Annotated in this window: 12 protein-coding genes; 3 read left to right on the top strand and 9 right to left on the bottom strand. The window is 73.7% G+C overall.

Annotated elements, in window-relative coordinates:
• The first annotated feature begins 145 nt into the window (after positions 1-145).
• Positions 146-2,035, top strand: a complete 1,890-nt coding sequence (locus AC07GB_RS35550; RefSeq protein ID WP_478852914.1) for an anthranilate synthase family protein — start codon at positions 146-148, stop codon at positions 2,033-2,035.
• Here the strand turns inward: AC07GB_RS35550 and AC07GB_RS35555 are convergent.
• The 5 genes from AC07GB_RS35555 to AC07GB_RS35575 all read right to left on the bottom strand — a co-directional run bounded on the left by AC07GB_RS35555 (position 1,978) and on the right by AC07GB_RS35575 (position 7,160).
• Positions 1,978-2,982, bottom strand: coding sequence for a 2-hydroxyacid dehydrogenase (locus AC07GB_RS35555; protein ID WP_478852916.1), 1,005 nt, complete (start codon positions 2,980-2,982; stop codon positions 1,978-1,980). The two genes, AC07GB_RS35550 and AC07GB_RS35555, sit on opposite strands and share 58 nt — an antisense overlap.
• Before the next feature lie 179 nt (positions 2,983-3,161).
• Entirely contained in the window at positions 3,162-4,190 is a 1,029-nt protein-coding gene (locus AC07GB_RS35560; RefSeq protein WP_478852918.1) for a 6-phosphofructokinase, read from the bottom strand.
• 178 nt (positions 4,191-4,368) lie between these two features.
• Entirely contained in the window at positions 4,369-5,076 is a 708-nt protein-coding gene (locus AC07GB_RS35565) for a response regulator (protein ID WP_478852920.1), read from the bottom strand.
• A complete protein-coding gene (gene macS, locus AC07GB_RS35570; protein WP_478852922.1) occupies positions 5,073-6,269 on the bottom strand; it encodes a MacS family sensor histidine kinase in 1,197 nt (398 codons plus the stop codon). The genes AC07GB_RS35565 and macS overlap by 4 nt, the downstream gene beginning before the upstream one ends.
• Positions 6,270-6,428: 159 nt before the next feature.
• Positions 6,429-7,160 carry a lysophospholipid acyltransferase family protein gene (locus tag AC07GB_RS35575; protein ID WP_478852924.1) on the bottom strand — a complete coding sequence of 244 codons (732 nt, stop codon included), beginning with the start codon at positions 7,158-7,160 and terminating at the stop codon, positions 6,429-6,431.
• A gap of 237 nt (positions 7,161-7,397) precedes the next feature.
• Between AC07GB_RS35575 and AC07GB_RS35580 the strand changes: the two genes are divergently transcribed.
• Both AC07GB_RS35580 and AC07GB_RS35585 read left to right on the top strand, forming a co-directional pair.
• Complete coding sequence (locus AC07GB_RS35580) at positions 7,398-8,177, top strand: alpha/beta hydrolase (protein ID WP_478852926.1); 780 nt, start codon at positions 7,398-7,400, stop codon at positions 8,175-8,177.
• Positions 8,170-8,805, top strand: a complete 636-nt coding sequence (locus AC07GB_RS35585) for a hypothetical protein (RefSeq protein WP_478852928.1) — start codon at positions 8,170-8,172, stop codon at positions 8,803-8,805. The genes AC07GB_RS35580 and AC07GB_RS35585 overlap by 8 nt, the downstream gene beginning before the upstream one ends.
• Here AC07GB_RS35585 and AC07GB_RS35590 read toward each other — a convergent pair.
• The 4 genes from AC07GB_RS35590 to AC07GB_RS35605 form a co-directional block, all read right to left on the bottom strand.
• Positions 8,802-9,572 (bottom strand): endonuclease/exonuclease/phosphatase family protein, encoded by a 771-nt coding sequence (locus AC07GB_RS35590; protein WP_478852930.1) that lies wholly within the window; start codon positions 9,570-9,572, stop codon positions 8,802-8,804. The two genes, AC07GB_RS35585 and AC07GB_RS35590, sit on opposite strands and share 4 nt — an antisense overlap.
• A gap of 77 nt (positions 9,573-9,649) precedes the next feature.
• Positions 9,650-10,603 carry an ROK family glucokinase gene (locus AC07GB_RS35595; RefSeq protein WP_478852932.1) on the bottom strand — a complete coding sequence of 318 codons (954 nt, stop codon included), beginning with the start codon at positions 10,601-10,603 and terminating at the stop codon, positions 9,650-9,652.
• Positions 10,604-10,655: 52 nt separating this feature from the next.
• Positions 10,656-11,192 carry a DUF5304 domain-containing protein gene (locus AC07GB_RS35600; RefSeq protein ID WP_478852934.1) on the bottom strand — a complete coding sequence of 179 codons (537 nt, stop codon included), beginning with the start codon at positions 11,190-11,192 and terminating at the stop codon, positions 10,656-10,658.
• Between the two features lie 69 nt (positions 11,193-11,261).
• Positions 11,262-12,437, bottom strand: coding sequence for an ArsA family ATPase (locus tag AC07GB_RS35605; protein WP_478852936.1), 1,176 nt, complete (start codon positions 12,435-12,437; stop codon positions 11,262-11,264).
• Positions 12,438-12,584 lie beyond the last annotated feature (147 nt).

Here is a 12,584-nt window from a genome sequence, read left to right on the forward strand (position 1 = left end):
GGTGGCCCGCTCCTGTGGCGGCCCACTGACTGCGCGTACCCAGCAGACATCGCGAAGGCCGCCCGAGGGGCGGCCTTTTGTGCTTCCCGGACGGTGTCCGGGCCCGGCCGTTCCTCTCCCTCCCAGCAGAGAAGGAACAGCTCCCGTGCACCTCTCCGACCTCCTGACCGACGACCGTCCCTTCGCCCTCCTGCGGCGCCGCACCCCGGGCCGCGACCACGCCACGGTGGAGGTGCTGCGCGGCCCGGTGGCGACGTACGAGCGGCTCGCCGACCTTCCCGAAGGGCTCGCGCTCGTGCCGTTCCGGCAGATCAGGGAGCGCGGTTTCGACGTCACCGACGACGGCACGCCGCTGGTCGTGCTCACCCCCGAGGAGACGTACGAACTCCCGCTTGAACAGGCCCTTTCGGAGCTGCCGCGGCACGACGTGCGGGTGGCGGACCACGGCTTCGACGTGAGCGACGACGCGTACGCGGAGATCGTCGGCCGCGTCCTCCGCGAGGAGATCGGCCGCGGCGAGGGCGCCAACTTCGTGATCCGGCGTACGTACGAGGGGGAGATCCCCGGCTTCGGGCGCGCGGACGCGCTCGCGCTGTTCCGCAGGCTCCTGGAGGGCGAGCGGGGCGCGTACTGGACGTTCGTCGTGCACACCGGGGACCGGACGCTGGTCGGGGCGAGTCCCGAGGTGCACGTGCGGATGTCCGGCGGGACGGTCGTGATGAACCCGATCAGCGGGACCTACCGCTACCCCGCCGAGGGGCCTTCGGCCGACGGTCTGCTGCGCTTCCTCGACGACGCCAAGGAGACCGAGGAGCTGTCGATGGTCGTCGACGAGGAACTCAAGATGATGTGCACGGTCGGCGACATGGGCGGCGTGGTGGTGGGGCCGCGCCTGAAGGAGATGGCACATCTGGCGCACACCGAGTACGAGCTGCGCGGCCGCTCGTCGCTCGACGTCCGCGACGTGCTGCGCGAGACGATGTTCGCGGCGACGGTGACCGGCTCGCCGGTGCAGAACGCCTGCCGGGTGATCGAACGCCACGAGACCGGGGGGCGCGGCTACTACGCCGGGGCCCTCGCGCTCGTCGGGCGGGACTCCGGCGGGGCGCAGACCCTGGACTCGCCGATCCTGATCCGCACCGCCGACATCGACGCGGCCGGGCGGCTCCGGGTACCGGTCGGCGCGACCCTGGTGCGCGGCTCCGACCCGGCGGGCGAGGTGGCCGAGACCCACGCGAAGGCGGCGGGGGTGCTCGCGGCCCTGGGGGTGCGCCCCGGGCGGCCACGGGGTGAGGGCGCGCGGCCCGCGCTCGCCGACGACCCCCGGGTGCGGGCGGCGCTCGACGCGCGGCGGGCGGGGCTCGCGCCGTTCTGGCTGCGGATGCAGGAGGCGACGCGCGAGCTGTCCGGGCACGCCCTGGTGGTGGACGGCGAGGACACCTTCACGGCGATGCTCGCGCACGTGCTCCGCTCGGCGGGCCTCGGCGTGACCGTGCGGCGGTACGACGAGACGGGCCTGCGCGCGGCGGTGCTCGGCCACACCGGTCCCGTGGTCCTCGGCCCGGGCCCCGGCGACCCGGCCGACGCCCGCGACCCGAAGATGCGGCTGCTGCGCGGGCTCACGGCCGAGCTGCTCGGGGGGCGGCGCGGCCCGGTGCTCGGCGTGTGCCTGGGCCATGAGCTGATCGCGGCGGAGCTGGGCCTGGACATCGTCCGCAAGGACGTCCCGTACCAGGGCGCGCAGCTGACGATCGACCTGTTCGGGCGGCCGGAGACCGTCGGCTTCTACAACAGCTTCGCGGCGCGCTGCGACGACGACGCGGAGCTGGAGCTGGCCGCGCACGGCATCGACGTGAGCCGGGACCGGGCGACGGGAGAGGTGCACGCGCTGCGCGGCCCCGGCTTCGCCTCGCTCCAGTTCCACCCGGAGTCGGTGCTGTCCCTGCGCGGGGCGGCGGTGGTGCGCGAACTGCTCGGTCAGGCGGCCGGGGGCGCGGGCACCAGCACGTTCTCGGAGCGGCGGCCCGCGAGGTAGTCCAGGACGTTGGTGACCGTGGCCTCGATGATCTGCCCGACGGCGTCCTCGGTGTAGTACGCCTGGTGCGAGGTGACCACCACGTTCGGGAAGGTGACGAGGCGGGCCAGGGTGTCGTCCTCGACCACCTCAAGGGACTTGTCCAGGAAGAAGAGCCCGGCCTCGGCCTCGTAGACGTCGAGGCCGACGCCGGTGAAGCGGCCCGCGCGCAGCTCGGTGACCAGGGCGGCGGTGTCGACGAGGCCGCCGCGGCTGGAGTTCACCAGGATCGCGTCGTCCTTCATCGCGCGCAGCTCCGCGGCGCCGATCAGGTGCCGGGTCGCAGGCAGCAGCGGTACGTGCAGGCTGATCAGGTCGGACTCGGCGAGGAGCCGGTCCTTGTCGACGTACTTCATGCCGAGCTGGACGCAGGCGGGGTTCTCGGCGACGTCCCAGCCGAGCAGGTTCATGCCGAAGCCGTGGGCGATCCGGCTGAAGGCCTCGCCGATCTTGCCGGTGCCGAGGACGCCCGCGGTGCGGCCGCGCAGGTCCCGGCCCATCAGGCCGTCGAGCCGGAAGTCGAAGTCGCGGGTGCGGTTGCTGGCGCGGACGATGCGGCGGTTCACGGCCATCGCCAGGGTCCAGGCGAACTCCGCGACGGAGTACGGCGAGTAGGACGAGACGCGGGCGACGGTGAGGCCCAGGCGCTCGGCGACCTGGAGGTCGATGTTGTTGAAGCCGGTCGAGCGCTGGGCGATCATCCGGGTGCCGCCGGCGGCGAGGGTCTGGAGCACGTGGTTGTCGAGGATCGCGTTGACACTGGTGGAGATGGCCTCGTAGCCGGCGGCGATGGGGGCGGTGTCCTCGGTGAGGAAGACGTCCAGGCAGCGGATGTCGTGGTGCGGGGCGAAGGCCTTCTCGATGAGGGGGCGCTCGTCGGCCTGGACGCCGAAGGCGAGAATCTCCACGGTTTCACTCCCGTTCAGGGGTGCAGGTCCTGTACGGGGTGAATATACGGTTTGGCCTGGTTGACGGTGCGGGGCGGTGGGGGCTGTGCCCACCCCTCCCCAAGCTCTCGGCTTCGCTCGAGCAGGGGATGCCCCACTCGCCCCTGGCGGACCAGCTGCCCACAGCGGGAAGGGCGGGGTCAGCCGAAGAAGACTTCCACTTCCTTGTAGAGGGCGGGGTTCACCGTCTTGAGGTGGGCCGTGGCCTCGGCGATGGGCACGCGGACGATCTCCGTGCCGCGCAGCGCGACCATCTTGCCGAAGTCCCCGTCGCGGACGGCGTCGATCGCGTGCAGCCCGAAGCGCGTGGCGAGCCACCGGTCGAAGGCGCTCGGCGTGCCGCCGCGCTGCACATGGCCGAGGACCGTGGTGCGGGCCTCCTTGCCGGTGCGCTTCTCGATCTCCTTGGCCAGCCACTCCCCCACGCCGGAGAGCCGTACGTGCCCGAAGGAGTCGAGGGACTCGTCCTTGAGGACCACGTCGCCGTCCTTGGGCATGGCCCCCTCGGCGACGACCACGATCGGCGCGTACGAGGCCTTGAAGCGGGAGGTCACCCAGGCGCAGACCTGGTCGACGTCAAAGCGCTGCTCGGGGATGAGGATGACGTTGGCGCCGCCCGCGAGCCCGGAGTGCAGCGCGATCCAGCCCGCGTGGCGCCCCATGACCTCGACGACCAGGACGCGCATGTGCGACTCGGCGGTGGTGTGCAGCCGGTCGATGGCCTCCGTGGCGATGCCGACGGCGGTGTCGAAGCCGAAGGTGTAGTCGGTGGCGGACAGGTCGTTGTCGATGGTCTTGGGTACGCCGACGACGGGCACGCCGTACTCGTCGGTGAGGCGGGCCGCGACGCCGAGGGTGTCCTCGCCGCCGATCGCGATGAGCGCCTCGACCTCCAGTTTGGCGAGGTTCTCTTTGATGCGGCGGATGCCGTTCTCGGCCTTGAGGGGGTTGGTGCGCGAGGAGCCGAGGATGGTGCCGCCGCGGGGCAGGATGCCGCGGACGGCCGGGATGCCGAGCTGGACGGTGTCGCCCTCCAGCGGCCCGCGCCAGCCGTCGCGGAAGCCGACGAAGTCGTAGTCGTACTCCTGTACGCCCTTGCGGACGACGCCCCGGATGACGGCATTGAGCCCGGGGCAGTCGCCGCCTCCGGTCAGAACTCCGACCCGCATGGAAATGTCCCTTCGCCGCGGTTGCGCTGACGCGGGCCACGCTAATGGTGATCCGCGCCACTCCGGGATGGGGCGAACGGTGAATTCCCTTGCGTGGGGCGGGAGTTGCTGGAGGGGCGATCGTCGCGGTTCACCCGAAGGGGGCACGCCCGGGGCGCGCCCCGGGCACCCCCAGGGATCAGGCGTCGTCCGTGTCGAGGCCGCGCTCGATCGCGTACCGCACCAGCTCCACCCTGTTGTGCAGCTGGAGCTTGCCGAGGGTGTTCTGGACGTGGTTCTGGACCGTGCGGTGGGAGATGACGAGGCGCTCGGCGATCTGCTTGTAGCTCAGGCCCTTGGCGACCAGGCGCAGGACCTCCGTCTCGCGGTCGGTCAGGCGCGGGGCGCCCGGCTCGTCGGCCGTCGCGGGGGCGGGCTCGGAGGCGAGGCGGCGGTACTCGCCGAGGACCAGGCCCGCGAGGCCGGGGGTGAAGACGGCGTCGCCGACGGCCGTGCGGCGCACCGCGTCGATCAGCTCGGCGGTGGAGGCGGACTTCAGCAGATAGCCGGTGGCTCCGGACTTGACCGCTTCCAGGACGTCGGCGTGCTCGCCGCTGGCGGACAGGACGAGGACGCGCAGGGCCGGGTTGGCGCCGACGAGTTCCTTGCAGACCTGGACGCCGGGCTTCAGCGGCAGGTTCAGGTCGAGGACGAGCACGTCGGGCGCGGCGGCCCGGGCGCGGCGCACCGCCTGCTCGCCGTCGCCCGCGGTGGCCACCACGTCGAAGCCGGACTCGCCGAGGTCGCGGGCGACGGCGTCGCGCCACATCGGGTGGTCGTCGACGACCATGACCTTGACCGGGTCCGTGGCGTCCTGGCCCGCCGGTTCGTTGTGCTGTTCGCTCATGTCCGCGTCTCCGCCTTCCCCCGCGCGCCCTTCGGGACGCGTAGTTCCACTTCCGTTCCCTGGCCCGGCACCGAGATCAGCTCGGCCGTGCCGCCGATGTCCCGCAGCCGGCCGCGGATCGACAGGGCGACGCCGAGCCGCCCCTCCCCCTCGGCCTGCGCGAGCCGCCCCTCGGGGATGCCAGGGCCGTCGTCCCGGACCGTGACGATCACGGCGTCCGGCTCGTCCTCGACCAGGATCCAGGCGCGAGCGCCGGGCCCCGCGTGCCTGCGCACATTGTCCAGGGCGGCGCCGACGGCCGCCGCCAGTTCCCGGGCCGCGTGCGGGGCGAGCGGCACCGGGGCGCCGGGCTCCGACAGGGTGACCTTCGACCCGGCGTACGGCGTGAGGAGCGTACGCAGGTCACGCGGCGAGGCCTCGTCCGGCCCTTCGGCGGCGCGGTCGGCTCCGTCCTCCGTGGCGTCCCCGGGGACGCGTGAGGCCGGCACCAGGCCCCCGGCGACGAGCGTGCGCAGGGCGACCTCCTGCTCGCCCGCCATCCGGCCGAGGTCGGCCGCCTCGCCGCCGATGGCGGTGCCCCGGCGCTGCACCATGGCCAGGACCTGGAGGACGCTGTCGTGGATGTCGCGGGCGAGGCGCTCGCGCTCGCGGGTCGCGGCCTCGATCTCCAGGGCCCGGGCGAGGGTCCGCTCGGATGCGCGTGCCACCTCCACCACGTAGCCGATGGCGATGGAGGCGATGCACACGAGCAGGACGTTGTGGACGGTGTCGCGGCTGAAGGCGCCGCGCTGCACGACGTTCGCGACGCCGACGAGCAGCGAGGCGAAGGCCGCCCAGCGCCAGCCGCCCTTGATCGCGAAGGCGAGGACGGCCCCCGCGGTCCATATGGAGGGCAGCGTGGGGCCGCCGTCGGCGATGCGCTCGGCGGCGTCGGCCGCCCGGGTCAGCAGGATGCCGGTCAGGGCGACCGCGAGGTCGGCGGCGAGAAAGCGCTTGGTGCAGCTCGCGGCGTTCGCGACCTTCGGCAGCGTGGCGAGGGTCCAGACGGCGAGCACCGAGAAGTAGGCGACGGCGACCCAGGGCCGGGCGAAGTCGTCGTGCGCGGCGACGAACAGGCCGACGGCGTACAGCATCGTCAGGACCCGGTAGCCGGTCAGCGCGCGCCACAGCGGCTGCTCGACCGACATCCTCATGACGCCCCCCACTTTCGCGCCGGACGGCGCCACTCCCACGGACCGGACGACTGCCCGTAAAGGCGCCGCACTTGCCGGCCGCTGTCCCCGTCGCCCGGACCACCGTCCGGGCGACGCCCCCCGGGGGACGCCTTCCGCGTCCCCCTTCCACCGACGCCGTCAGGCCCCGGAGCGTTCCCGCTCCGCCTTCTCCGCCTTCACGGCTTCCTTCGCCGCCTTGGTCGCCTCCTGGAGCTGACGCTTGGCGGCGGTCGCGTACATGTCGACGTACTCCTGGCCGGAGAGCTTCATGATCTCGTACATGACCTCGTCGGTGACCGCGCGCAGGACGAAGCGGTCGCCCTCCATGCCCTGGTAGCGGCTGAAGTCCAGCGGCTCGCCGATGCGGATGCCGGGGCGCATCAGCTTGGGCACGACCTTGCCGGGCGGCTGGATCTTCTCCGTGTCGATCATCGCCACGGGGATCACGGGCGCCCCGGTGGCAAGGGCCACGCGCGCGAGGCCGCCGGGCTTGCCGCGGTAGAGGCGGCCGTCGGGCGAGCGGGTGCCCTCCGGGTAGATGCCGAACAGCTCGCCGCGCTCCAGGACCTCGATGCCGCTCTTGATCGCGGCCTCGCCCGCGCCGCGCGCGCCGGAGCGGTCCACCGGGAGCTGGCCGACGCCCTTGAAGAAGGCGGCCGTCATGCGGCCCTTGATGCCGGGCGTGGTGAAGTACTCGGCCTTCGCGATGAAGGTGACCTTGCGGTCGAGGACCGCGGGCAGGAAGAAGGAGTCCGAGAACGACAGGTGGTTGCTGGCCAGGATGGCGGGGCCCTCGGCGGGAATGTTCTCGAGGCCTTCCACCCAGGGCCTGAAGGCGAGCTTCAGGGGCCCTCCGATGGAAAACTTCATTGCGCCGTAGATCAAACCGAGTGCCTCCTGTGTCTGTGGATCAGACCATAACCCGAGCGGGGCCCGGGGTCCCCCCGCGGCGGGGCCCGGCGGGCCCGTGCCGCCGCCCGGTGCGGGGCCCGAAGGACCTGGTCGGTGGCAGTCCGGTCGCGTACGGTGAGGTACTCCCCGAACACGATGTGCCCCACCGCAGAGCCTCAGCTCACGACCCTTCCCACCTCACGAAGGAGACCGAAGGTGCCGGTCCTCCCCGGAGCCGAGCCGTACCGCCACGAGGGCGGCGAGGTCGGCGTCCTGCTGTGTCACGGTTTCACCGGATCCCCCCAGTCGCTGCGCCCCTGGGCGGAGTACCTGGCGGAGCGCGGTCTGACCGTGTCCCTGCCGCTGCTGCCAGGGCACGGCACACGCTGGCAGGACATGCAGGTCACGGGCTGGCAGGACTGGTACGCGGAGGTGGACCGCGAGCTGCGGCTGCTCCTGGAGCGCTGCGCGGAGGTGTTCGTCTTCGGGCTCTCCATGGGCGGCGCCCTCGCGCTGCGGCTCGCGGCCAAGCACGGCGACGCGGTGCGCGGCCTGGTCCTCGTCAACCCGGCGAACAAGATGCACGGCGTGGCCCAGCACGCCCTGCCGGCCGCCCGCTTCCTGGTGCCCTCCACCAAGGGCATCACCAGCGACATCGCCAAGGAGGGCCCGGTCGAGATCGGGTACCAGCGGGTGCCGCTGCACGCGGCCCACTCGCTGCGGCGCTTCTTCCGCCTGGTCGACGGCGAACTGCCCCAGGTCACCCAGCCGCTGCTGCTCCTGCACAGCCCGCACGACCACGTGGTGCCGCCCGCCGACTCCGCCCGGATCCTCAGCCGCGTCTCGTCCACGGACGTCACGGAGATCCTGCTGGAACAGAGCTACCACGTCGCGACGTTGGACAACGATGCGGACCGGATCTTCGAGGAGAGCTACGGATTCATCGGCCGGCTCGCCCCCAGCGCAGGCAAGGAAGGGACGGCCACCGGTGGCTGAGCAGCAGGATCGCGACGAGAGCCGCGAGCCCGACGAGCGGGCCGCGCCCCCGGGCGAGGAGCGCGCGGTGCCCCTGGACGAGGACGCCGCGTGGCGGGCGATCGTCGCGGGGTACGGCGAGGAGCCCGCGGACCCGCCCGGCGCGAAGCCGTTCAAGTCCGTGGAGGACCTGGCCCTCCTGGAGGCGGAGGCCAACGACACGGCACAGGACGCGCCGCGCCCCGACCTGTCCAAGGACACCGGTGACAAGTCCGGCGCGGGCGACGCGGCACGCCCGCTCGGCAGCTCCGTCTCCTTCGCCCCCGGCGTCGGCGGCTCGGGCCCGCGCGACTACGAGGCGCCCGAGGCGTCGGACGACGACTTCGACGGGGACGACGAGGGCCACTTCGTGCCGCCCGAGCCGCCGCCCCTGCCGGACGCGGACGTCACCGCGAAGTTCGCCTGGCTCGCGGTGACCGGCGGCCCGGTGCTGCTCCTGCTCGCCGTGCTGCTCGGCTGGCAGATGACGTGGTGGCTCACCACGCTCGGCATCGGCGGCTTCCTCGGCGGCTTCACGACCCTGGTGGCCCGTATGAGGAGCGGTGACGAGGAGGAGGACGACGACCCCGGGCGCGGGGCCGTGGTCTAGCCCGTCGGCTCCGCGGGCACGCGGAGCGCCGCGAGCACCGGCAGGTGGTCCGTGGCCGCCCTGAGGTCCTCGTCGCGTACGCCGGGGTGCCCCAACGGGACGCCGCAGCCGAGGACTTGGACGCCCGGCGTGGCGAAGACCGCGTCGATGCGCTGGTGCGGGTCGGCCGGGGTGGAGGTCTGCTCGCCGCCCCAGGGGGCGGTGGCCCAGCAGTCCTGGAGGCCGTCGGCGAGCCTGCGGAACGTACGCCCGTCGGGGCGGTCGTTGAGGTCGCCGCCCGCCACCGCGTGCGGGACGCCCATCCCGGCGATCCGGTCGAGGAGCATGCCGCCCTGCGCGTACCGCTCCTCGTCCCGCAGGCTCAAGTGGCAGCTCAGGACGCCGAGCCTGGCGCCGCCGAAGCGGACGACGGCGGTCGCGAAGCCGCGCCGGTGCTGGCCCGGCGTCAGCGGGAGCAGCACGTCCTCGGTCCGCTCGACGGTGGCCCGCAGCGAGCAGAGCAGCGCGGGCCCGGCCGCGGTGCCGCCGCCGGAGAGCGTCACCAGATCACTGGCACGGGCGAGCCGCGCGAGCTTCTTGCGCCAGCGGAAGAACCGGGGCGCCTCCTGCACGAGGACCAGGTCGGGCGCGCAGGCGGCGATGACGCGGGCGAGCGCGTCGGTGTCGTCGCGCATCGAACGGATGTTGTAGCTGAGCACCCGGATGACGGCCGAACCGTCCGGCTCGGTGCGGGAGTTGGGCAGCGTACGCGTCGGGCTCGTGGGCATGGCGATCAAGATACGGGAACGCCGGGCGGGCCGGAGTCACCCGGCCCGCCCGGCGTCCGCAACCGGTACGCGGGGCGCTACATCACGGGGTCGGGCTCCCTGGCGAGGTCGGCCGCGCCCACCAGGCCCGCCTTGTTCCCGAGCCGGGCGGCGATGACCTTGGCCTCGGGGCGCCACTGCGCACCGACCAGCCAGCGCTTGAAGGACTTGCGGATCGGTTCGAGCACCAGCTCGCCCTCGTCCGAGAGGCCGCCGCCGATGATGAACGCCGACGGGTCGAAGAGGGAGGCCAGGTCCGCGAGGCCCGCGCCGACCCAGCGGGCCAGCTCGCGGTAGGAGTCCACGGCGACCGGGTCGCCCTGGCGCGCGGCCATGGAGATGTGCTTGCCCTCGATGCCCTCGGGGGTGCCGTCGCCGAGGGAGAGGAGGTAGTCGGCGTTCTCCGGGGCGGCGTTCGCGCGCTGCTTGGCGTACCGCACGAGGGCGCGGCCCGAGGCGTACTGCTCCCAGCAGCCCTGGCTGCCGCAGCCGCACAGCAGGCCGTCCGGCACCATCCGGATGTGGCCGAACTCGGCCGCTACGCCGAAGTGGCCGCGGCGCAGCTTGTTGCCGATGATGATGCCGCCGCCGAGGCCGGTGCCGAGCGTGATGCAGATGGCGTTGCGGTGGCCCTTGCCGCCGCCGAACTTGTACTCGCCCCAGGCGGCCGCGTTGGCGTCGTTCTCGACCACCACGGGCAGGCCGACGCGCTCCTCGACCTCGTCCTTGAGCGGTTCCTGGCGCCAGTCGATGTTCGGCGCGAAGTAGACCGTGGACCGCTGGCGGTTGACGTATCCGGCGGCGCCGATGCCGACGCCGACGATCTCGTGCCCGGCTCGCGCGCCCTCCACGGCGGAGGCGATCGCGTCGACGATGGCCTCGGGGGTGCCCGGCGTGGGCACCTTGAACGTCGACAGGATGTGACCGTCCTCGTCGACCACTCCGGCCGCGATCTTCGTGCCGCCGATGTCGACGCCGATGGTGAGTCCCATGTATCCCTCAGTTCGATCGAGCCCCGCTACGGCCCACCGTACCGGAGGGGGGTCAGTCCAGATCGATGTGTTCGCCGGGTCCGGGGCCGTCTTCGGGACGCCCGGATCCGTCCAGGTCCTGCGGGCGGCCCGCTTCGTCGCGGGTCCAGCGGCCTTCCTGGGCCGTGACCGCGCTGCGGTAGGCGGCGAGCAGCTCGGAGCCCGCGGCGGCGAGGTGGTCGAAGACATCGGGGTTGCGTTCGATGACGGGCTCGACCGCGGCCTTGGCCTGGCGGACGACCTGCTGCACCGTCTCCTGCACGGCGCCCTGGGCGACCGCGCCGAGCAGCGGCGCCTGGAGGCCGGAGAGTTTCTCCGACACGGCGTCGACGAGCTTGCGCAGCTCCTCGGCCGCGGAGCCGGGCTGCGGTCCGTACCGCGCGCGGCGGCGGGCCTTCTCCGCCGCGAGGTCCTCGGCACAGGCGGTCGCCCAGGCGTCGTCGTCCGGGGCGGCGGCGTCCTCGCGGGGCCCGGGGCCCTCGGGGGCGGCGTCCCGCGGGCGCTCCGGCTCGGACGCGTCGTACGCGTCACGCTCAGTGGCATCGCTCATGGCGGGCTGACTCCTGCGCAGGGCCGACGAATTCGTACTCTCGACGTTACCCGAACGGCGGCAGGGCGTTCACCGGGTCCGGGGCCACAGGTCCGGATCGGGCGTGAAGCGGACGCGCAGGCAGCCGTCGCGCAGGCCCGCTCCGCTGACGGTGCAGCGGCGCAGCGCGGACGGCAGCGAAACGATCCGGCGGAAGGGGCCCGCGGTCACCACCAGTTCGTCGCCGCGCCGCACCAGGTCGAGCTGGTCGCGCACGGCGCCGGGCAGCGGGATGCTCCAGACCAGCAGGGACTCCTCGGCGCGCGCGTCGGTGACGGGCCAGTCGAGGGGCGCGGGCGCGGGCCCCGGCCCCGCCGGGCGGAGCGCGGCCAGGTCGTCGAGGCCGCGCGGGTCCTGGCCGAGGTGCGGGACGCGGTGCGTGGGGTGTGCGGTGTCCCACTCCTCCAGGGCCTTGTGCTGCTGGGCCCGGAGCGCGGCGAGCCAGGGGGTGTCGCCGGCGTCGGGCAGCACGCGGTTGGCGACCAGGCCGTCCAGGCGCAGGCCGTGCAGGGCGAGGCCGAGCGCGGTGCGGGCGACGGCGTCCGCGGCGGCGGGGCCCGGTTCGACGACCAGGCGCACGCTGGTGCCCGGGGCGTCGAGCAGGGCCCGCGCGGCGGCGAGCCGGGCGTCCCAGCGGGCGGCCTTCTCGTACAGGGAGGCGGCGGGCATCGGCACGCCCGCGAGGCGGCCGAGGACCGGGCGCAGCGCGCGGGCCGCCTGCCGCTCGGGGGGCAGCAGGCGGCGCAGGTAGCGGCGCAGCTGTTCGGGCAGGGCGAGCAGCGCGAGGGCCCGGGGGGCCGCGGGCAGGTCGACGACGACGGTGTCGTACGTGCCGTGCGCGCCCTCCGTGGTCTCGCGCAGGGCGCGCAGCAGGGCCAGTTCCTCGGCTCCCGGCAGCGGGGTCAGCTCCTCGCCGTCGAGGCGGTCGGCGCCGAGCAGGTCCAGGGCGGACCCCGCGTGGTCCTGGAGGGCGAGGAGGTCCTCGCGGAAGGTGTCGTCCGGGGCGGGCCGCAGGGCTGTCAGGCCCTCGGTGACCGCTTCGGGGCGGGGGCCCGTGGGGGTGCCGAGGGCCGTGCCGAGGCTGTCGTGGGGGTCGGCGGAGACCACCAGGGTGCGGTGGCCCGTGCGGGCGGCGGCGAGGGCGGTGGCCGCCGCGAGGGTGGTCCGCCCGGCGCCGCCGGGGCCGGTGAGGAGGAGGGTGCGCATGGGTCTGTACGGGGCCTAACTATCCGGTTGCCCGGCACCTGGGGCTGTGCCCACCCGTCCCGCCCTGCGGGACGATTGCCCACAGCCGGGATCGGCTGCGGGCACCCTGCTCCCGCGCGAACCGGCTACCCACAGCACGGAGCCGGG

This window comes from Streptomyces sp. NPDC045778 (assembly GCF_056431945.1).

Excerpts from the sequence above, each read along its gene's own strand:
- AC07GB_RS35560 (WP_478852918.1), bottom strand. The coding sequence starts at position 4,190 with ATGCGGGTCGGAGTTCTGACCGGAGGCGGCGACTGCCCCGGGCTCAAT.
- AC07GB_RS35565 (WP_478852920.1), bottom strand. The coding sequence starts at position 5,076 with ATGAGCGAACAGCACAACGAACCGGCGGGCCAGGACGCCACGGACCCG.
- macS (WP_478852922.1), bottom strand. The coding sequence starts at position 6,269 with ATGAGGATGTCGGTCGAGCAGCCGCTGTGGCGCGCGCTGACCGGCTAC.
- AC07GB_RS35575 (WP_478852924.1), bottom strand. The coding sequence starts at position 7,160 with ATGAAGTTTTCCATCGGAGGGCCCCTGAAGCTCGCCTTCAGGCCCTGG.
- AC07GB_RS35590 (WP_478852930.1), bottom strand. The coding sequence starts at position 9,572 with ATGCCCACGAGCCCGACGCGTACGCTGCCCAACTCCCGCACCGAGCCG.
- AC07GB_RS35595 (WP_478852932.1), bottom strand. The coding sequence starts at position 10,603 with ATGGGACTCACCATCGGCGTCGACATCGGCGGCACGAAGATCGCGGCC.
- AC07GB_RS35600 (WP_478852934.1), bottom strand. The coding sequence starts at position 11,192 with ATGAGCGATGCCACTGAGCGTGACGCGTACGACGCGTCCGAGCCGGAG.
- AC07GB_RS35605 (WP_478852936.1), bottom strand. The coding sequence starts at position 12,437 with ATGCGCACCCTCCTCCTCACCGGCCCCGGCGGCGCCGGGCGGACCACC.